19 protein-coding genes and 1 tRNA gene are annotated in these 18,862 nt (G+C 32.7%); 10 read left to right on the top strand and 10 right to left on the bottom strand.

The window, feature by feature from the left end; translation table 11 throughout:
- The first annotated feature begins 102 nt into the window (after nt 1-102).
- Both H1225_RS10265 and H1225_RS10260 read left to right on the top strand, forming a co-directional pair.
- Nucleotides 103-176 (top strand) — tRNA-Gly (locus H1225_RS10265).
- A gap of 376 nt (nt 177-552) precedes the next feature.
- Complete coding sequence (locus H1225_RS10260; protein ID WP_109847770.1) at nt 553-2,103, top strand: methyl-accepting chemotaxis protein; 1,551 nt, start codon at nt 553-555, stop codon at nt 2,101-2,103.
- 350 nt (nt 2,104-2,453) lie between these two features.
- Here the strand turns inward: H1225_RS10260 and H1225_RS10255 are convergent, their stop codons facing one another.
- The 3 genes from H1225_RS10255 to H1225_RS10245 all read right to left on the bottom strand — a co-directional run bounded on the left by H1225_RS10255 (nt 2,454) and on the right by H1225_RS10245 (nt 4,188).
- Nucleotides 2,454-2,657 carry a hypothetical protein gene (locus H1225_RS10255; RefSeq protein ID WP_109847769.1) on the bottom strand — a complete coding sequence of 68 codons (204 nt, stop codon included), beginning with the start codon at nt 2,655-2,657 and terminating at the stop codon, nt 2,454-2,456.
- 273 nt (nt 2,658-2,930) lie between these two features.
- Nucleotides 2,931-3,140 (bottom strand): sigma-S stabilization anti-adapter protein IraP, encoded by a 210-nt coding sequence (locus H1225_RS10250; protein ID WP_006533663.1) that lies wholly within the window; start codon nt 3,138-3,140, stop codon nt 2,931-2,933.
- 499 nt (nt 3,141-3,639) lie between these two features.
- Nucleotides 3,640-4,188, bottom strand: a complete 549-nt coding sequence (locus tag H1225_RS10245) for an NADPH-dependent FMN reductase (protein ID WP_006533662.1) — start codon at nt 4,186-4,188, stop codon at nt 3,640-3,642.
- Between the two features lie 459 nt (nt 4,189-4,647).
- On the opposite strand from H1225_RS10245, the gene H1225_RS10240 reads away from it, so the two are divergent.
- Both H1225_RS10240 and H1225_RS10235 read left to right on the top strand, forming a co-directional pair.
- Nucleotides 4,648-5,115, top strand: coding sequence for a hypothetical protein (locus H1225_RS10240; protein WP_239739108.1), 468 nt, complete (start codon nt 4,648-4,650; stop codon nt 5,113-5,115).
- A 5-nt stretch (nt 5,116-5,120) separates the two neighbouring features.
- Nucleotides 5,121-7,823 (top strand): sugar transporter, encoded by a 2,703-nt coding sequence (locus H1225_RS10235; protein ID WP_115065513.1) that lies wholly within the window; start codon nt 5,121-5,123, stop codon nt 7,821-7,823.
- Nucleotides 7,824-7,882: 59 nt separating this feature from the next.
- Here the strand turns inward: H1225_RS10235 and H1225_RS10230 are convergent, their stop codons facing one another.
- Together H1225_RS10230 and H1225_RS10225 are read right to left on the bottom strand one after the other, a co-directional pair.
- Nucleotides 7,883-8,758, bottom strand: a complete 876-nt coding sequence (locus H1225_RS10230; RefSeq protein ID WP_006533657.1) for a T3SS regulon anti-activator ExsD domain-containing protein — start codon at nt 8,756-8,758, stop codon at nt 7,883-7,885.
- Nucleotides 8,759-8,842: 84 nt separating this feature from the next.
- Nucleotides 8,843-9,679, bottom strand: coding sequence for a helix-turn-helix transcriptional regulator (locus H1225_RS10225; RefSeq protein ID WP_109847766.1), 837 nt, complete (start codon nt 9,677-9,679; stop codon nt 8,843-8,845).
- 1,197 nt (nt 9,680-10,876) lie between these two features.
- On the opposite strand from H1225_RS10225, the gene H1225_RS10220 reads away from it, so the two are divergent.
- Together H1225_RS10220 and H1225_RS10215 are read left to right on the top strand one after the other, a co-directional pair.
- Nucleotides 10,877-11,392, top strand: a complete 516-nt coding sequence (locus H1225_RS10220) for a bactofilin family protein (RefSeq protein ID WP_229096485.1) — start codon at nt 10,877-10,879, stop codon at nt 11,390-11,392.
- A gap of 81 nt (nt 11,393-11,473) precedes the next feature.
- Nucleotides 11,474-12,019 (top strand): GNAT family N-acetyltransferase, encoded by a 546-nt coding sequence (locus H1225_RS10215; RefSeq protein WP_239739107.1) that lies wholly within the window; start codon nt 11,474-11,476, stop codon nt 12,017-12,019.
- Here H1225_RS10215 and H1225_RS10210 read toward each other — a convergent pair.
- Complete coding sequence (locus H1225_RS10210) at nt 12,009-12,359, bottom strand: nitrous oxide-stimulated promoter family protein (RefSeq protein ID WP_072063331.1); 351 nt, start codon at nt 12,357-12,359, stop codon at nt 12,009-12,011. The two genes, H1225_RS10215 and H1225_RS10210, sit on opposite strands and share 11 nt — an antisense overlap.
- A gap of 179 nt (nt 12,360-12,538) precedes the next feature.
- Between H1225_RS10210 and H1225_RS10205 the strand changes: the two genes are divergently transcribed.
- Nucleotides 12,539-12,784 (top strand): DinI-like family protein, encoded by a 246-nt coding sequence (locus tag H1225_RS10205; RefSeq protein WP_072063330.1) that lies wholly within the window; start codon nt 12,539-12,541, stop codon nt 12,782-12,784.
- Nucleotides 12,785-12,906: 122 nt separating this feature from the next.
- On the opposite strand, the gene H1225_RS10200 is transcribed toward H1225_RS10205, so the two are convergent.
- Nucleotides 12,907-13,146, bottom strand: coding sequence for a YecH family metal-binding protein (locus tag H1225_RS10200; protein ID WP_006533650.1), 240 nt, complete (start codon nt 13,144-13,146; stop codon nt 12,907-12,909).
- A gap of 115 nt (nt 13,147-13,261) precedes the next feature.
- On the bottom strand, nt 13,262-13,477 hold the full coding sequence (locus H1225_RS10195) for a DUF465 domain-containing protein (RefSeq protein ID WP_006533649.1): 216 nt from the start codon (nt 13,475-13,477) through the stop codon (nt 13,262-13,264).
- 264 nt (nt 13,478-13,741) lie between these two features.
- On the opposite strand from H1225_RS10195, the gene eco reads away from it, so the two are divergent.
- Nucleotides 13,742-14,221, top strand: a complete 480-nt coding sequence (gene eco / locus H1225_RS10190; protein WP_072063329.1) for a serine protease inhibitor ecotin — start codon at nt 13,742-13,744, stop codon at nt 14,219-14,221.
- Nucleotides 14,222-14,311: 90 nt separating this feature from the next.
- On the opposite strand, the gene H1225_RS10185 is transcribed toward eco, so the two are convergent.
- A complete protein-coding gene (locus tag H1225_RS10185; RefSeq protein ID WP_006533647.1) occupies nt 14,312-14,749 on the bottom strand; it encodes a universal stress protein in 438 nt (145 codons plus the stop codon).
- A 534-nt stretch (nt 14,750-15,283) separates the two neighbouring features.
- On the opposite strand from H1225_RS10185, the gene H1225_RS10180 reads away from it, so the two are divergent.
- Nucleotides 15,284-16,198, top strand: a complete 915-nt coding sequence (locus H1225_RS10180; protein ID WP_072063491.1) for a cation diffusion facilitator family transporter — start codon at nt 15,284-15,286, stop codon at nt 16,196-16,198.
- Between the two features lie 72 nt (nt 16,199-16,270).
- On the opposite strand, the gene ghrB is transcribed toward H1225_RS10180, so the two are convergent.
- Nucleotides 16,271-17,230 (bottom strand): glyoxylate/hydroxypyruvate reductase GhrB, encoded by a 960-nt coding sequence (gene ghrB / locus H1225_RS10175; protein ID WP_072063328.1) that lies wholly within the window; start codon nt 17,228-17,230, stop codon nt 16,271-16,273.
- A 577-nt stretch (nt 17,231-17,807) separates the two neighbouring features.
- Here ghrB and galE point away from each other — a divergent pair.
- A complete protein-coding gene (galE, locus tag H1225_RS10170; protein ID WP_072063327.1) occupies nt 17,808-18,824 on the top strand; it encodes a UDP-glucose 4-epimerase GalE in 1,017 nt (338 codons plus the stop codon).
- Nucleotides 18,825-18,862 lie beyond the last annotated feature (38 nt).

Raw genomic sequence — 18,862 nt, 5'->3', positions numbered from 1 at the left:
TTATTATTAATAGATTATATTTTTCATGATGATTAAATAATCACTTAAATAAAAAGGGGATTGCTGTTAGATTAGGGGAGCGTATAATTGGAAAAAACAACTGCGGGCGTAGTTCAATGGTAGAACGAGAGCTTCCCAAGCTCTATACGAGGGTTCGATTCCCTTCGCCCGCTCCAAAAACTCTTTTCCTCAAATACTCTCTCAATATTGTCCACTCAACATTTATGTTTATTTAGCTAATTTAAGAATATTCCAAACCTTATTTTTCCCCTCAATTATTCTTTTCTCTCTTTAATGCTTCTTATTTATTTTTATCGTAATCATTATATCAACGTTATGATTTTAAATGATTTTTTGTTTTTTATCTGGAATTATAAAAAATGATATATAAGTAACATTTTTGCTTCCTGCGCATAACTCTTTTTATGTATATAAAATAAAAAATCAAATTATAAAAAACTTTAGTAAAAAATTAAAATAAATTGAAAAAGTGTCGATAAGAGTACATTACGCCCTATTGGGCTTACTTTATCTTGTTAGTTGAGAAATTCGATGCAGAAACTTCGTAACATTACTATTCGTCTGATGATGATAATCATATTGGGGACTTTATGTGTGTTATTTGGCAGTGTTAGTTTTTATAGCGCATGGTCACTATCAAAAATATCTGAAGGTAATCAATCTGATAATAAAATAATTAAGCAAATGGCTGCTCTTAGCATGGGAAATGATCAGTATTTTCGATTCACTTCTCGATTAAATCGTCTTGTTGAGGAAAAAGCAAAAGGTAAAGACGTCGATTTTACACAAGCACAGCTGGCGATGGAAAATATGGAAAAACAGATTGCGTATATGAAATCTGTTTCTCCTGGGCCAATGGATGCAAAAGTATCAAAAGAGTTAATGGATATATGGCAAGCGCTTTTTGAGCAAGGCGTAAAAAAGCAGATGGAATTAGCACTCAATGGCACCATAGAGCAATATGAACATCATGCAAAAAATGTAACACCAGCATTGAGTCGTGAATTAGGTAATGTGAGTGAAAACTTTAATAATGTCGCAAATATAAAAATTGATAGTACGATTAAAGAAGTGAATGAGCTTATTGAAGTGACACAAATTGTTATTATTATTAGCGCCATTTTAGGGGGATGTATCCTGATCCTCACTGATCGTTATTTAGTGGTAATGTTACAAAAACCACTAGAAAGCATTCGTCAACATTTTGTGAAAATTACAGAAGGTGATCTGAGTCAGCCACTAGAGCCTTTTGGTAATAACTGTGCTGGGCGATTAATACCGTTATTAAATGATATGCAAAATAGTTTACATGACGCGGTAAGCACGATCAGAATGGGAAGTGATAATATTTATCGTGGTGCATCTGAAATTGCCAGAGGGAATAACGATTTAGCTTCTCGTACAGAAGAGCAAGCAAAGGCATTAGAGCAAACAGCAGCAAGTATGGAAGAGATAACCGCAGCTGTTAACCAGAATATGGAACATGCTTATCAAGCGAGAGAATTGGCTGAAGTTGCATCAGTGACTGTTGAAAAAGGCAATGAATTAGCTGAATCTGTTGTAACAACGATGGATGGGATCTCTAATAGTTCAAGTCAGATTGCAGATATTATCAATGTCATTAATAACATTGCCTTTCAAACGAATATACTCGCTTTAAATGCGTCAGTAGAAGCGGCAAGAGCAGGAGCTCATGGTCGAGGGTTTATGGTTGTCGCCAATGAAGTGCGTAATTTAGCAGGAGATAGTGCTAAAGCTGCGAAAGAGATTGAAGCCCTTATTGCTGATTCTACAACACGCGTAAAAAAAGGTGCAAGATTAGTGAGTAATATGGAAAAAATGATGGAAGATATTTTGACGGGAGTTAAACAGGTAACGTCAATAATGAAAGAAATCACGATTGCATCTGAAGAGCAAAGTAAAGGTATTGGTCAAGTGAGTGTAGCTATTACCCAAATGGATGGTGTAACGCAACAGAATGCCTCTTTAGTTGAACAAGTTTCAGCGGCGGCCATTTCATTAGAAAGGCAAACCGAAGAATTACAGTTATCTGTACAAAAATTCAATTTTGTTCATCGTTGATATAAAAAATGCATAGAGTATGTGTCTAAGGTGGTAAGTTTTACTCGTTAGACGCATGAACATAATAAATATAAAGCTTAATTTAGTCATTTATTGAGTATTGAAACAGCATAGTTCATGACATCTTCCATGAGAAACAGAAAATTATACCCAAATTAAGTGAGCTATAAGTAATAGTATTATTTCATTTATATTCAATTAATCAAAAAGTACTTTCTATTTCAATTCTTATAGTCAATCAGTGATTATATTATAGCTTGAAGCGATTTGATTTTTTAAATATAAAGATATACATCCCCTCGCTTATTATAAATAATAAGAGAGGGTGCTAAAGAATACAGAATCAATATTTAGAGTATTTTTTTTATATATTGTTCTGTCTTGCTTATAACATCTTGGTATTGAGGATGATTGAGATAAGCCTCATTGACGGTCTTATTTATATCATGGATTACTCTTTCTTTTTGTTTATCTGTCAAAGTCAATAACAAGGCTTTTAAAATTACTTTCACTGCCGCAATTTCATACGCTATATTGACAACTTTTTTTTCCATAAGATCCTCAAAAGAACGGCAGTTTATTGCTTTGTGATAAATTGTTTTTTATATTAATTAATTACTTAATAAAATCCAAGAAAAAATTAACTTGATAAAGAATATACGATTTTATCATGTTGTATATTAGAACAGTAAATATGAGGATATTTGAGATTTGAAAAACAGATATTCAGTAAATTTAACTTAGCATTGTATTAATGGGTAGAAAATCACAGAATACCCTATAAAACTAAGGGGTAAATTTTATAGCAATAGTAAATATCATTTTCATTAAGGTTGAGTAAGCTTCTTCACATATTGTTCAGTTAAGTTAATGATTTCATTGAGTTGAGGATATTTGTTCGATGTATCCTCAAGTACTACAGATATATTGGCCAACATATCTCTTCGTTGTTTATCACTTAGCGTGGAAAGTAAGGATTTGATAACAATTTTTAGAGCGGCAATTTCGCATTCAATTTCTTTTAAATTTTTATCCATGGTTTACCTGCCAGTATTTAATAGGTGAGTAATATAGGTAATTTTTTTGTTTATCACAATTATAGAAGCATATTATTTAGAGAAGTATCGCACATTATGTCTAGTGTTTTAACCTAATATAAAACATTAAAAATAATTATCAAATAGTAAATTTTATATGTGGCTGTAGATTAAGGCTTTATTGATATCCTCTGACATTATAATGAATAAGATAAATGATTAAAATTGATGTTAAATTTAGTTCTCTTTTAATGGCTTTATTGCTGGTTGTATAGTAAACAATTCTTAGTTGTAATAATAAGAATATATCTTTTAAAGATAATCTATTTTTGTCTCACATTGCTTAATATTGAAATCAGCAAGGGATGTCGTTATTTGTTGTCTATGAAAGATTAAATTTTTTATTTGTCAGCGGGGATATTATAACCCAATAAATTACATTAGCTCTGGTAATAAAAAAAGAGCTTATATTTTTTATATAAAGCTCTTTGGAGTTTGATTAATGATTATTTTGCTTCACAAAAGCAATGTAGGCATCAACCCAGCTTTGTATAAAAGTTGCTGTTTTCTCTGAAAACTTCCCATTCTCAACCATTCCGTCATACCATTTTAGATAACATTCTGGTTGATTTAGTGTTGGCATATTCAAGAAGGCTAATGAATTACGTAAATGCTGTTGAGCTATTGCGGTACTAATATTGCCGGTTGAAACGCCAATAATACCGGCTGGAATTTCATTCCAAGCATTTGTTCCATAAGGGCGAGAGGCTTGGTCAATCGCATTTTTAAGCACACCGGGTATTGAGCGGTTGTATTCCGGTGTGATGAATATGATGCCTTGGCACGCTTTTATTTGCTGTTTAAAATCGATAACAGAGGCGGGGGTATTGCTGTCATCATCTTGGTTATAGAGAGGAAGAGTACTAATATCAATAAACTGACAGGTAAATTCTTGAGGAAATAACTTAATTAAGGCATGTGCTGTTTGTTTATTAAACGAATCTTTTCTTAAACTACCAACAACGATACCAATTTTAAAATGACTCATCTTAGTTCTCCTATTGGAAGGATAAAATGAATATCAACTCTTATATTAGATATTCATTTTTTGATTTTATCTTTGTATTCAAAAACAGCAACAGAATACAAGAATATTTTTACACGTAAGTTGCGTAACTAAATGATAAAATTCGTATTATTATTTTTATTATTATCTGGTATTATCTTAATAATATAAAAACGATATAGTTTATATGACAACGTCTTTACTAAATAAATCCAATATTCAAAAATTGATGTGTTTAGTGTGATGTAAGTAGTGTTTTAAGTAAAAAAATGAATTGATATGAGAACTCATTGAAATTAAGGACGCTAGCTTATTTATTTAGTATGCAGTAGGTAATAGAAAATTATAATAAAATGGCTTAAAATGCGACAACTCATATGCTCTTATTTAAGTCTGATCGGAATTAAGGAAAAATGATGTCCTTATTACAAAATAAAAAGAATGTCCTTGCTGTATTTATGGCAACCAGCGTTCTCACATTATCTGGGTGTACGTGGACTGATTATTCTCGTCCAGTTGAAACGCCTGCGCCAGCACAAACTTACACAGCCAGTAGTACAAACTCAGCCAGTGGCAGTTGCACAACCGCTTTCTATGGCACCCTCATCAGAGTCTGTAGATAGTGGTGTAGATGCAGGAAAACTGGGGATAGCACCTCAAAGTGCTTGTATCAAACAACTTGATTCTTTGAAAACTTTTTCTCCATCTGACTATAAATCTATGATGAGCGCATTTAAAGAAATTAGCGAAATCAATGCGATGTACCGTAGTGTTCAAAGTACAGCAAGTAAAGATAGCTTAGATTTATTAAAAATGAGCATTGAATCAAAAACAGAAGTTTTATGTGCAAAAGTTCGCTATTTGTCGATTATGTCAGTTAATTCGACATTAAAAAAATTAGGTGAATAATTACTATGAAATTAAAGCAGAGTGTTTGTCTCGCTTTTATGCTGTTTCCAACGCTATCGTTTGCCAATAATGAGTTTAATTCTGTTATTGAAGATTTTGACCGTTATTTTGAAACGCAAGAGCCAATTAAAATTGAGCCTAAAACATCTGCTATAACTTCATCGTCAACGAGAACTGGTCAGGTTAATCGTAGAGTAAACCTCACCACAACAGCGACTCAACAAACAAAACCAGAGCGACAAGTTAAACCTTCTACGCCAGCTAAAACAGATAATCAAGCAGTCGAACCTATTAAGACGCCTGATATTACGTTGGCAGAAAATTGCCTTGTGTTACCCACTAATTATTCAAAATTAGAGAGTGATTACACTCGTTATTTAACTCCGTTGCTTTCATTTGTTCCTATAAAACCACAATTTACACCAGAGGATCTTAATCGTTATAGCTACAGAAATAATACAACGGTTTATAACCCGTTGACCCTTTATTCAAAAGAAAGTTATACAAAGCCTCAACGTAATGACAATTTCTTGTTAGATATTATTCCAGGAACATTTTATTCTGTTACGGCTATCCCTTTTCACTTTGCATATCAGTTCAATCGTTCTGTACTCGATCATAAACAACCGCTTTTTAATAAAGAGCTATTAAATCGTTTAGCAGATACGAGAAATAAATATCAATCGTTGTATCAAAAATACACTGAGCAGGCAGCTATAACAAAAGAGCATTTGGAAAAACTTCAAAATGCAAATAACCAAATTAAACAACTTGAATTAACGCTGGCTGAAACAGAAGAAAAGTTAGCTATAGCGAACAACCTACTTACTGATGACACGTTAAAACAGGCGGTTGCTAAGCTACAAAGTGATTTAGAAACAATACAAAAAGAGCGTGATTTATTAGTTAAACAATTATCTGAAAAAGAGAACGTATTACAGGCAACAACAGTAAAAAATACAGAGTTAGCAAAACAGCAACAAAATTTTGAAAACCAAGCGGGAATACTTAAAACCTTAGAGGCAAAATATACTCAGCTTGAGCAAGAAAAAGAACAATTACAATCTCAGTATCAGCAGGCTCAAACTCTGTTAAAAGATGATAGCGCGAAAAAAGAGATTGATAAATTACAACGTTCACTTGAGAGTATAAAACTAGAGCAAGAAAAATTAATTAGCCAATTAAATGAAAAGCAGATATTACTCGCTAAAATTGAACAAGAAAAAGAAACGATACAAGCTCAGTATGTTGAATCTCAGCAATTGCTAGTTGGTAATAATAAGCAAAAAGAACAAGAATTAGCTAATTTAGAAGCAGTAAAAAATAAAGAGATAGCAACATTAGAAAATTCGTTATCAACAATAACAACGGAACAAGAAAAATTAACTAAACAACTCACAGATGTACAAAATCAATTAGCAATAATAAAGAAAGAGAAAGAAGATGTGCAGACTCAATTTACACAGGCTCAACTATTGCTAAAAGATGACTCTGCGAAAAAAGAAATAGATAAATTGCAAAGTACATTATTGAAGATCACATCAGAACGTGAAGATTTATCTAAAGAACTTGCATTAAAAGTAGCAGAAGCAGAAAAGCAACAAGATGCTAATAGCAAACTTGTTGAGGAACAACGCAAAGAAATAGCACAACTAAAAATACAAGTTGAAAAAAGTAATCAGGAACAAACTCAACTTAATAAATCGCTTTTAGCTGTTCAACAGCAAAAAGAGCAAGTGGATGAGAAATTAAAAGCGATCCCAGAATTAAAATCACAGTTAGATAATAAAGTCACTGAATTAGCTGATTTGAAGAAGAGTTTATCTGCCGGTGAAAAAGCTGTTGATAATTTAATTGCTGATAAAAATAATCTGATAGCCAAATTAGAAAAAGCGCAAACTGAGCTATCTGAGAAATATCAAACATTAGATACACAATTTAAAGAGAATAATATCGTCTTAGCTCAAGTTACCACGAGCAAAACAGAGAGTGAGAAAGCTTTAGCATTACTAGAAAAACAACTCGCTGAAAAGCAAAATACGACGGATAAATTGAGTGCTCAATTAGCTGAAGCAAAAGTACAATTAGAAAAACAGAATACAGAAAACACACAAAAAATCAGTATATTAAAGCAACAGCAAACAGAATCTATTGCTAAATTAAATGAGCAAATTAAAGCAAAAGATGCTGAATTAGCAAAAGTTAATACAGACACTAATAATATTTTAAAAGAGAATAAAACGCTAAAAGAGCAGCTTGAGAAAATGGCGGGTGAAGGGCAAATGATTGCTGGGCAACTTGCTTATGCTTATTCGATCATTGGAAAAGATAATGCCCAGCGTAATAAATCCATTTTATCTGAGATCCAAAAACAAAATTACGTACAATATGACGATAATACCTATTTTAAAATCTTAAAACAGGGTAAACCAGTGGCTTCAATTACAGGTAAAACAGTTGTATTTACAATGCATGAATCATTGACTGACGGTACTGTAACTCTTAATTATGATAAATCTAAGCCACTTATCTTACCTTACCGTCAACTGCCATTACCACTGAATACCTTTATTGCAAAAGCGGGTATCAATGGTAAAGCCAAAATTTATATAAAACCAAGTGGCGGTTATGGGAAAAATGGTGTACCTGGGCAAGTACCTCCAGAATCCATGTCTATTGTAACAATTGAGATTTTAGATATTAAATAGAATAATTAAAAGTTAGCATCAGCTCTTTTCTTTTTATTTAGAGAAGAGCTGAAATTTTATTATCGCCATAAATACTCATCGTTCTTTAAGCAAAGTTCTCTTTCTAGCAACCAATCTTTTAATTTTTGACAATTTTTAGGATGTTCTGGAATACTGTTTAAAATCTTCCATAATGGTTTTATTAATTCAGAATTCGGTGTTATTTTTTGGATGTAATCTAAAGTATTATTAATTTCAATATTAAAGACAGGTTCATTTTTCCAATTATCGAGGAGAAACTGGATATTACTCTGTAATAAGTCATCAATAACAATTAGTCTGGCTTTATCCGCATTAAGTTTAATATTTATATCATTTAAAGATAAAAAAGAATCACTTTTATTTGATAGTTGTTTTTCTTCAAATAACTTAATATTTTCACACTGCTTAATTTGAAGCTCAAGTTCTCTTTTTGTGTCATAAAGCGTGAAAAGCTGAGGTGTAATGTGTTGAACCCACCACATAAAAAGTGGTTTTATTACAGCTTGAATTAAACGCATATGCTCATTGATATTGACCGTTGCTTTTAACGATTTATCCCAATCCGCCGGTGTTATTGTTGAATATGGTTGCTCTGCATGAAAATGATTTGCGAAATTAATAACATCACGTATATCTTCTTTAGATATAACAACAAAGCAGTATTTCTTTCGTAAAAACCAAGTGGACTGTAATAAACTGTCTAAGCTTTCACGGCATAAAACCCGAGCTAGTATTTTTATTTGTTGTTCATTAATATCACATGTAGTAATAGTGTTTTTATTCGAGCGGAAAGAAAACTGTAGATCAAACAAGTTATCTACAGTTTCTTCATTATTTGATGCCATTATCTTTTTTAATAGGGCTAAATAGCCATAATAATGGGCTTTGGTACTATATATATTTTTTTTTATCACGATATACAATTCACGTATAAGAATAGATTTCAAGTATTCTAACTATAAATTGCTTTTAGATATTATGATATTCGGTCGGATTTTTTATAATTTTGATCTGATATTTCTCGCTTTACTTGGCGTCATATTAAAACGACGATGATAGCTTTGTGTAAAGTATGATTGGCTTGAAAAACCTGATTCCATTGAGATATCAACAATACTCATTTCTGTGGTCAGCAGTAGTTGGTGTGCGTAAATAATTCGTCTTTCACAGATCCATGTTCTTGGTGAAGTACCATAAACATGACTAAAAAGCTCTTTAAACGTTGTTAATCCCATTCCAAACTCTCGAGCAAATTGTTTGAGCTTCCAATTTTTTAAATGATTTTTTTCCATAAAAATCTTTAAGCGATCAACTTGACGATGGCTAAGTTGACGAAATAACGCCATTAAGTCAGAACCTTGTTCAGTTGAAAGCAATAGAACTAAAAGCTCTTCAATGCGTAATTGAGTGAAAGTTTCAGGACAAGATTGAGCAGTAAGATATTCAAAGCCATTACTACAAAACTGAATGAGAGGTGAGTTTTGAAAACAAATAAAGGCTCGAGAAAACTCTTCATCTCTTTCTATTTGGCACAAGATATCGTTATGCTTAGACATGAAGTTTCTTAAGAAGTCATCAGAAATAGGGATATAAATAATATCGCTAGGCTCTGCGCCTTGAGTTTTTATTGTATAACTACCTTGTTGTAGAAAAAGAACTTGGTTTTCATTAATTGTCACTGTGTCAGTACAATTTTGTAATATAAGTGCATTCTTTCTTATAAGAAAGATCGCTTTTTGTTCATTTTCTAATATTTGATATTGTGGATAAAAATAAGATTTTTTTTGAATAGTACAATTATATTGCTCGGTTTTGTCACACTGTATTGTATTCATTTTTCGCCCAAAAAATATTATATAAGTATCACTGCATTTTTATAAAGATAAATATCAGAATATTTATAAAAACACTTCTTTATTATTGAATGTTATTAAAAATAAAAAAGAGACTATTTTCTTTAATTTGATGTGGTTTTTTTTTAGATATTAGGCATTGCATTTTGTTTTGTTAATTTAAGATAAGTCATTTTGTTAATTTAATGACATTCCTTATAAATTGCAAAAAGAAATTAAATACGGATAAATTTTTTCTTTGAGGCGCTCAGTAATAGTATGAGTATTAATGTAATTAATAATTTACGCTTTTTATAAATTTAAATAAAACCCATATATAACAATTAGTTGATTTTGATTATTTCTTTACAGTGTAAAAAAATAATAAATGCATTTAAAATGCAAAATTTATTATAAATGCTAATTCGTAGTAATTATGAAAAATATTTGTTAAATAAATTTTAAAAAATCAAGCGAGGAACATAACTATAAAGAAGATCAAAATTGAAAAAATAAATAATAATATTAAGTTATATTAACCACTGTTACTATAACGTTGTTTCTATATAATATAAAACAAGCCATAAACCATAAAATAGTACACAAAAAATTTATTATTTGTTTATTTGCTTTGTTTTTATCGTTTGTTTTTATTGTTTGTGTGATCAATGTCTCGTATTTTTTTTGATAAATTTTAGATAGAGTTAATTTGAGATATTGAATTTTTTTGAATGAACTTTTGTGAAAATATGGATTTAGGTGTTAAATGTTAATTTTTAATGAAAAATATTTATCCAAATAAGCTGATAATTATTACGATTTATTTACATTGCGCGTAGATTGTTAAAATAGTGTGTTTTATCTCCTAATTTAATTAAGCTAAATTTTATTTTGTTCAAGGAACAAATCAAAAAACTAAAAGGTAATAATAGGCTTATTGCCGGCATTATGCTTGCCGTTTGTTTATTAGAATGGTGAATGCATAAGTGTATTTATTGTCAGGGAGGTAAAAGGATATAGCTAATTATGGATAATAAGCGAACACTGCGAAATATTATATTCAGTGGGATATGGATAATTTGGACTCTTGCCTTAATTGCCTTTTGGCGTTATCAAATGGCGGGTGAATTTTTGATTATTCTAATCCTAATTTTTAGCATTATTATTTATTCTATAACGTTGAGGTTAAAAAAGGCCGCTATGTTTAGTCGTAAAACTGAAACACCAAAAGCAGCAGAGCCTGTTGCACCAGTAGTAATAGAAGAGAAAAAACCGATGCCAGAGCAAAAACTATACACGATTATTGCGAAAGGAACAGTATTCCAAGGCGATATTAATGTTGACGGCGATATTCAAATTTGGGGTAAAGTTGCTGGTAATATTAATGTTAAAGATGGCGTTATTCGTGTTATGCATGCGGGGCAAGTTGAAGGTGAATTAACTGCACCTGATATTATTATTGATGGTTTTGTAAAAGGTATCTGCGCTGCAAATAATTTAGATATCTTAGAACATGGCGAGTTACGTGGTACTAGTCGTTGTGGCAGTATGTCTATTAAGCGTGGCGGTATTTTTACTGGGCAATCAGAGCAAGTTGAACATCAAGCAAAATCAGTAGCTCAACAACGCGTTGTTTCAATAAAAGAAAGCTCTAATGCAAATAAAGATAAAGTTGTTGCTCCAGTAGAAAATCAACTAAAAGAAAACAAAAAATAAAGTACCATTTTTCTTTTCATTGTTCGTTACTTATCCTATTTTATCGCTATTGTCTTAATTTTATATAAACAGAGAATAACGATGAATTTAGAGACTCCCAGGCTACACCTAAGAGAATGGCGTGAAAGCGATAAAGCGCCATTTTTTTCTGAAATCAACTCTTCATCTGAAGTGATGCGTTATTTTCCTTGCACTTTATCTCGATTAGAAAGTGATAATATGGTTGAGATTATCCGTGAAAAATTTATTCAACAAAATGGATGGGGAATGTGGGCTGTTGAATTAAAAGAGACTCAAGAATTTATTGGTTTTGTTGGGTTAAATATTCCGGTAGCGCCTTTACCATTTAATCCCTGCGTAGAAATTGGTTGGCGAATTGCGAAAAAGTTTTGGCGAAAAGGTTATACCTATGAAGCGGCTTTAACTGTATTTAAATTTGCATTTGAGACATTGGGATTAGAAGAAGTTGTTGCTTTTACTGCAGTTTCAAATCTTCCATCTCAAGGTGTAATGCAGAAACTTGGTATGCATCAATCTGATCATTTCTTTCATCCATCATTAGATAAAACACATCCTCTAGCTGAGCATGTTTTATACCGTTTGAAGAAATCTGATTTTACTTTTTAGTTGAACGAATAGTACGCTTTTTTTCAGGAAGTGGTGGAACAGGTTTTTTATCATCAATAAGGTGACGTATTGCTAAAATTGGATGATAAATTAACATTCGTGGACCAGCCCAACGCATGATTTGTTTCATTGTTTCTCGCTTAGCGGGTTGATAACAATGAATAGGGCATTGTTTACAGGCCGGTTTATCTTCACCATAACGACATTTATCTAACCGGTTGTAGGCGTAATCGATTAATTGTTGATAATAATCTGAGTCAGTTTCAGGGTGCGAATGAGCATAAAGGTGAACCATTTTTTGAATAGTTTTTTTCTCACGATTTATTCTTTTTCCTGACATGTCTTTCTCTCTTAGTAATATGTTGTATTTATTATACATGTTATCATTGAGTCGATAGAGACGCTAAAATATTATGTAATGCATAATGATAAAAATTTTTATCAAAAAGACTTTTCTTTTTTCTTAGAATATACTACTGTATTTATATACAGTTTATTTGCCTTTAAATGGTGAAACCAATGCGTGTGGAAATTTTATTTAATAAACAATCTAAGATAACTGACTCCTTATTTCCGCTCTTAGAACACGAACTGAGAAAAAAGATCACTCCAGAATATCCAGATATGCAGTTTCGTATCGCCTTTAGTAGCATGAACTCGATTCAAGTTACGGGCATAAAAGATGAAACTAAGCATGAACACATAATGGAACTTATTCAAAGTGTTTGGGAAGATGATGGTTGGTTACAAATAGACGATGAATAAAATGTAGTAAATAAAGTAATAACGATTGCCAGAACGAATTGGCTTTTTACTTGTTTATATAAAAAAGCCAATGACATAGAAAAGGAAATCACTGGCAATCTAACTTTAACACTGTATGTCTATCAATGATGACAAATCTTATTTTCACTTGTTGTAAATCCCCCCTCTGCAGGAATAAATTTACCTTTCCTTTCTAAGAAATCAACTAATTCAGTCGCTGTCATATTTTCAGCTGAGCAAGTATGAAAACGTGAGTCATCGCCGAATTGTTTATGGATAGCATCAATTAGTGATAATTTAGTGAATGTCATTTCTGAAGAAAGGATCATTTGCAAAACTTCATGACCATGTATTGATGACATAGTGAGTGAGCCCTTAAAAAAACAAAAGATATATTAATTATGCATCTTTATGATGTGGTATCTTTGTTTTTAATCATAAAAAGCGATGATAATAAATCATCGCTTAAAAAGAGCCTTATTTTTCACTTCGTTGAAGTATTTTTTGCATTTCATCTTTGAGATGAAGTTTTTCTTTTTTTAGTTTGGCAACTTCATCATTATAGCCAGCTCCGTTAGGGCCTTCTAATTTAGCAATTTCTTGGTCGAGTCGATGATGTTTATCGTAGAGAGCTTCAAAGCGGGGATCACTATTTCTTAATTGAGAAACAAGGGATTGTTGATCTGAGAACATATAACCTCCTATGAAAAGAAATTGGGTCTCTATTTCAGTATAATCATAGATAGCTTATCTGCACGGCGATGTATCACAAATTTACATTTCATGAAAAAACGTGATTTTTCTTTTTAAAACATTCAGAATTATCCACTCATAGTACTATTTACTAAGATGTTAGCATTCAAGCACTAAAAATATTAGTATTCAGATAACGAGCAATAAAAACATCTGACTAATTTTATTAACGGCGAAGTGTTCGCTGTAAAAATGGAGAGAGTGATGAACAAAGTAATATTATCTTTAGTAGCAGCAATGTCTTTATCTGCGTGTGCACAAGCTACTGACAGTTTAGATAAAGTTGCGCCTTATCCTAAGGCTCAAGAAAATCAAGTTCGTCATGTTATTGAGTTAGAGAAAAAAGATAATGAAAGCAATTATCAGGTTGAATTAATTATCGGTAAAGAACTTAAAGTAGATTGCAATCATCAGTGGTTTGGTGCGGATTTAGATGAAAAGAATTTAGAAGGTTGGGGTTATAGCTATTATGTTGTTGGTGATTTAAATGGCCCAATGTCTACAATGATGGGATGCGCTGACAATACGAAAAAAGATGCCTTTGTACAGGCTAATATAGGATCAGATGCTTTCATCCGTTATAACAGCAAATTACCTATTGTTGTTTATGCGCCAAAAGATGTTGATGTGAAATATCGTATTTGGTCAGCGGCTGAGACTACTCAAGATTCTGTGAAAAAATAACAGCCAGCCCTATTTAGGATAGATCTTCATTTACTAAAAAGCCCTTTGTTGTTGAGACAAAGGGCTTTGTTGCGATTTAAAAGCTAAATATTAACGTATAACTAAAACTGACATTTTGGCATGGCGTACAATTGATGATGCTGTTGAACCTAATAAATAAGAGGAAACATTAGGTCTATGTGAGGCAATCGCAATTAAATCAGCATCAATGTGGCGGGCATATTCTAAAATTTCATCTTTTGCATTACCAACACCCACATTACATATAATTTGCTCATCAGGAATTTTTGCATCTTTGATCATTTCTTGTAGTGCAACAAAAGCAAGGCGAGTACGCTCTGACGAATCTTTGAATTTTTCAGGAATAGCGGCAAACTCGATACCAAAGAAAAGTTCAGCATTAGGTATAACGGTGAGGAAGTGGATCTCAGGTTTACCCACCTTTGCTATTTGTTCAATGTGAGTGATTAGTTCCTGAGAAAGTTCATCTTCTAAAATATCAATGGGAACTAGGATTTTCTTATACATTACAAACCTCACTTAGCGTTAGTTTAAAATAATTACTATTATCTCCTAATAGTAAAAAATAGCTGTGATCTGTGTTTTAAATAAGAGTGAGAATGATTATTTACTACTTTATAGTATTAAGCATTAAAAATTAAAAATAGTCTAAAATAATATTAGAAATATAATCAAAATAAGTTATACACCTTAACTTGTTGACAGGAAAGCAATTAATAAAGTCGTATTAAAAACTAAATTTTCTTTTTCTCATTAAAAATAGAAAATGCATAAAAGAATGATTATCAATTATATTATTGTTTTGTATCTATAAGATTTTATTAGTAAAAATAAGAGACAGAAAGATTTAAATATGGCATATTAATAGGTAATGACATCTCAATATGATGTTTGGACAGCAATCTTAGTCCCTAAACTGGATTGTTATTCAGAGTCGTCCTTTATTCTCACCAATGAGTTATGGAACCTGAAATAACCTGTGGAACTCTATTTATCTATGGCAATAGAGTAGGCTATTTAAAACCAAATAAGATTATTATTATGACACATAATCACATTGATGATATTGAGTTGGCTCGGGCTGATAATAAGCAGTCTGAAAAATTTAAGGCAGCTAAAAAAAGTACGTTAGTGAGTGTTTTTGTCAATATCATTTTATCCATTTGGCAAATTACAGTGGGCTTTTTCTCACATTCTCAAGGTTTAATTGCTGATGGTATTCACTCACTTTCTGATCTTATTGCTGACTTTGTTGTTTTAATTGCCAATAAAGGTAGTCAGAAAAAACCGGATGCAGACCATCCTTATGGGCATTTTCGTTATGAAAACGTGGCATCACTTATTCTTGGGGTTATTTTATTAATTGTGGGTTTAGGGATGGTGTTTTCAGCCATTCATAAAATTTTAGATCCATCTACTATTCCAGAAGTTCATAGTGTTGCTTTATATGTGGCTTTACTTGCATTAGCGGCTAAAGAAGGATTATTTCGCTATATGCTTGCTGTTGCAAAGAAAGTCGACTCAAATATGTTAGTCGCAAATGCTTGGCATGCACGTTCTGATGCTGCTTCTTCATTAGTTGTTGCGATTGGTATTATCGGAAGTTTGGCTGGATTTAAATTTTTTGACCCATTAGCTGCATTAATTGTCGGATTATTTGTTGGTCGTATGGGATGGCGTTTTACTTATCAAGCTCTACAAGATTTAATGGACAGAGGCGCTGATGAAGAAACGCTGGAAGAGATCAAACAGGTACTGGTTTCAACACCGGGTGTACAAGGTGTTCATGATTTAAAGACGCGTCGTTCTGGTGATTATTTACTTGTAGATGTACATCTTGAAATCAGAGGTGATCTCACAGTCAATGAAAGTCACGAAATTGTTGTTAATGCACGTAATAATGTTTTGCAAAATAAACAGATCTTGAGTGTAATGGCTCACGTTGATCCTGCTTAAATTAAATTGAACAACTAATAAAAAAGGTAATGATAGATTTTCATTACCTTTTTTGTACTTTAAATGACTATTTTAAAAATTGACGCAGTTTTCTTTTACTTGATTACTTAGCGCTGCAATCAGATTATCTACGGCACATTCCGCCATCGCATAGCGAGTCTCTTTTGTTGCAGAGCCGATATGCGGAACAGCAACCACATTCTTCATTGTTAATAAAGGTGAAGATGAAGATAAAGGCTCTTTTTCAAAAACATCCAGTCCAGCACCTGCGATCTCTTTTTGTTCTAATGCACTGATTAGTGCCAATTCGTCCACTACAGCTCCGCGCCCTGCATTAATTAAATAAGCATCAGATTTCATCATCAAAAATTGTTTTTTCCCCATTAAATGATGCGTTTCTGGTGTTAATGGCAACGTGATACAAACGAAATCAGATTGCTGTAATAAGGCCTCTAAAGAGCAATGCTTTGCTGCAAATTTATTGTTTGCTTCTGTATGTTCCGTTCGTGAGTGATAAAGAATATTCATATTAAAACCAAAGTGCGCGCGCTGAGCTAAGGCTTTGCCTATTCGCCCCATGCCAATAATACCCATAGTTTTATGATGAACATCGGTGCCGTACCAATCAGGTGTAATACTTTTAACCCATAAACCTTGTTTAACATTATCAGCAAGTTCAGGAATACGTCTTGCTACAGCAAGGACTAACCCCATCATGGTATCTGCAACAGTGTCTGTTAATACAGTTGGAGTATGCATTAGTTTAATATTACGTTTGGTGAGTGCATTAACGTCAACATTATCATAGCCTACAGAAACCGTTGAAACGGCTTTTAAATGAGGTGCTTGGTTAATAAAATTTTCATCGATATTGCCACCTGCACCGAGTAATCCAGAGGCATTAGCAAGTGCTAAACGGAAGTCATTAGAGTCTAAAGAGAGCGTTTTAAATTGTCTGATATCAGCAAAATCAGATAGTTTGTTGTACAGTTTTTCGGGCAGATCTTGGTAGAGCAAGACAGTCGGTTTCATTATGTTCTCCATACTCGATACTCGTCATACTTCAAATCACAGCGTTGTTGACTGCGTTCATTCGCACTAGTCTCACATACTACTGTATGCTCCTAGCGACTCATTTACTTGTCGCCTAGCTACACCTTGAATTATTTAGCGTATATATTCAATGTGTTTATTAATGGTGACTATTGTATGTAGTCGTTGACCCGTTTTTCTCCGAATTATTTAAAGGGGAGTGTTCTTACTCCGCTTAAACATATTAGCGGAGAAGTTAATAAGGTATGATAAAACCCATTGAATGTCAGTCTTATCATGTAATTCACTGATTAATTGAAATGTAACCGTTTACTTTAAGTGGGTGTTTATTTTAGAGATAAATAGGTGGAATGTATTATGTATTTTATTAACTTACTGTAATGCAATCCTAAATTAAGATGTTGTATTAAAATTTAAAGCGTATCAAAAGAGTGTAAACGTTTACACTAAATGTCGGTTTGATCACGAAATGATTTTGTGGATCTTGCTAAACTCTGTGTCAGTGAACAGAAACCGTCTTGCGCTTTTCCTTTGAATTGAATCAAAAGAGGTGAATGTGGAAATATTAGTAACGGGTGGTATGGGATATATCGGTAGTCATACTTGCGTACAAATGATCGAAGCGGGAATGACACCGATTGTTTTAGATAACCTTAGCAATGCGAATGAAGAAGTACTTAATCGTGTTGAAGCCTTAACAGGTAAACGCCCTCTGTTTTATAACGGTGATATTCGTGATGGCCAGCTATTAGCATCAATTTTTGCGAAGCATTCTATTCAGTCTGTTATTCATTTCGCGGGATTGAAAGCGGTCGGTGAATCTGTTCAGAAGCCAATCGAGTATTACGATAACAATGTTAATGGCACATTGGTGCTAGTGCGTTGTATGCGTGATGCGGGCGTAAAAAGCATTATTTTTAGCTCATCTGCAACCGTTTATGGTGATCCTCAAACGGTTCCTATTACTGAAGATTCGCCAGTAGGAGGGACAACTAACCCTTATGGCACCAGTAAATATATGGTTGAGCGTATTTTATCTGACTTATTTGTTGCTGATGAAAGTTGGTCTATTAGTTTGCTGCGTTATTTTAATCCAGTAGGAGCGCATCCATCAGGTACGATGGGCGAAGATCCTAAAGGTATTCCAAATAACTTAACCCCTTATATTTCTCAAGTGGCAATTGGTCGTCGTGAACAAGTCGCTGTTTTTGGTAATGATTACCCAACAAAAGACGGTACAGGTGTTCGCGATTATATCCACGTTATGGATCTGGCTGATGGTCATATCGCAGCATTAAATGAATTAGGTAAAAAAGCGGGCTTACATATTTATAATTTGGGAACAGGTAATGGTACTAGTGTGATTGAAATGATTGAAGCATTTCGTAAAGCTAGCGGTAAACCTATTCCTTATCAATTACAAGCTCGTCGTCCTGGTGATATTGCAGAATGTTGGTCAAGCCCAGCAAAAGCAGAGAAAGATTTACATTGGAAAGCTATTCGTTCAATTGATGATATGGCTGCGGATGCTTGGCGTTGGCAGTTACAAAACCCAAATGGTTATCTGAAATAAGATTTAAAGTAAGTATTCAGATAATCTTGAATAAATAA

This window comes from Proteus penneri (assembly GCF_022369495.1).
In the GTDB taxonomy this organism is placed as follows: Bacteria; Pseudomonadota; Gammaproteobacteria; order Enterobacterales; family Enterobacteriaceae; genus Proteus; species Proteus penneri.
This window is presented reverse-complemented; position numbering and strand designations above follow the sequence as displayed.

What these genes read in the sequence shown, in the direction of transcription:
- H1225_RS10260 (WP_109847770.1), top strand. Translation starts at nt 553, where the DNA reads ATGCAGAAACTTCGTAACATTACTATTCGTCTGATGATGATAATCATA.
- H1225_RS10255 (WP_109847769.1), bottom strand. Translation starts at nt 2,657, where the DNA reads ATGGAAAAAAAAGTTGTCAATATAGCGTATGAAATTGCGGCAGTGAAA.
- H1225_RS10250 (WP_006533663.1), bottom strand. Translation starts at nt 3,140, where the DNA reads ATGGATAAAAATTTAAAAGAAATTGAATGCGAAATTGCCGCTCTAAAA.
- H1225_RS10245 (WP_006533662.1), bottom strand. Translation starts at nt 4,188, where the DNA reads ATGAGTCATTTTAAAATTGGTATCGTTGTTGGTAGTTTAAGAAAAGAT.
- H1225_RS10240 (WP_239739108.1), top strand. Translation starts at nt 4,648, where the DNA reads ATGTCCTTGCTGTATTTATGGCAACCAGCGTTCTCACATTATCTGGGT.
- H1225_RS10235 (WP_115065513.1), top strand. Translation starts at nt 5,121, where the DNA reads ATGAAATTAAAGCAGAGTGTTTGTCTCGCTTTTATGCTGTTTCCAACG.
- H1225_RS10225 (WP_109847766.1), bottom strand. Translation starts at nt 9,679, where the DNA reads ATGAATACAATACAGTGTGACAAAACCGAGCAATATAATTGTACTATT.
- H1225_RS10220 (WP_229096485.1), top strand. Translation starts at nt 10,877, where the DNA reads ATGTTTAGTCGTAAAACTGAAACACCAAAAGCAGCAGAGCCTGTTGCA.
- H1225_RS10215 (WP_239739107.1), top strand. Translation starts at nt 11,474, where the DNA reads ATGAATTTAGAGACTCCCAGGCTACACCTAAGAGAATGGCGTGAAAGC.
- H1225_RS10210 (WP_072063331.1), bottom strand. Translation starts at nt 12,359, where the DNA reads ATGTCAGGAAAAAGAATAAATCGTGAGAAAAAAACTATTCAAAAAATG.
- H1225_RS10205 (WP_072063330.1), top strand. Translation starts at nt 12,539, where the DNA reads ATGCGTGTGGAAATTTTATTTAATAAACAATCTAAGATAACTGACTCC.
- H1225_RS10200 (WP_006533650.1), bottom strand. Translation starts at nt 13,146, where the DNA reads ATGTCATCAATACATGGTCATGAAGTTTTGCAAATGATCCTTTCTTCA.
- H1225_RS10195 (WP_006533649.1), bottom strand. Translation starts at nt 13,477, where the DNA reads ATGTTCTCAGATCAACAATCCCTTGTTTCTCAATTAAGAAATAGTGAT.
- eco (WP_072063329.1), top strand. Translation starts at nt 13,742, where the DNA reads ATGAACAAAGTAATATTATCTTTAGTAGCAGCAATGTCTTTATCTGCG.
- H1225_RS10185 (WP_006533647.1), bottom strand. Translation starts at nt 14,749, where the DNA reads ATGTATAAGAAAATCCTAGTTCCCATTGATATTTTAGAAGATGAACTT.
- H1225_RS10180 (WP_072063491.1), top strand. Translation starts at nt 15,284, where the DNA reads ATGACACATAATCACATTGATGATATTGAGTTGGCTCGGGCTGATAAT.
- ghrB (WP_072063328.1), bottom strand. Translation starts at nt 17,230, where the DNA reads ATGAAACCGACTGTCTTGCTCTACCAAGATCTGCCCGAAAAACTGTAC.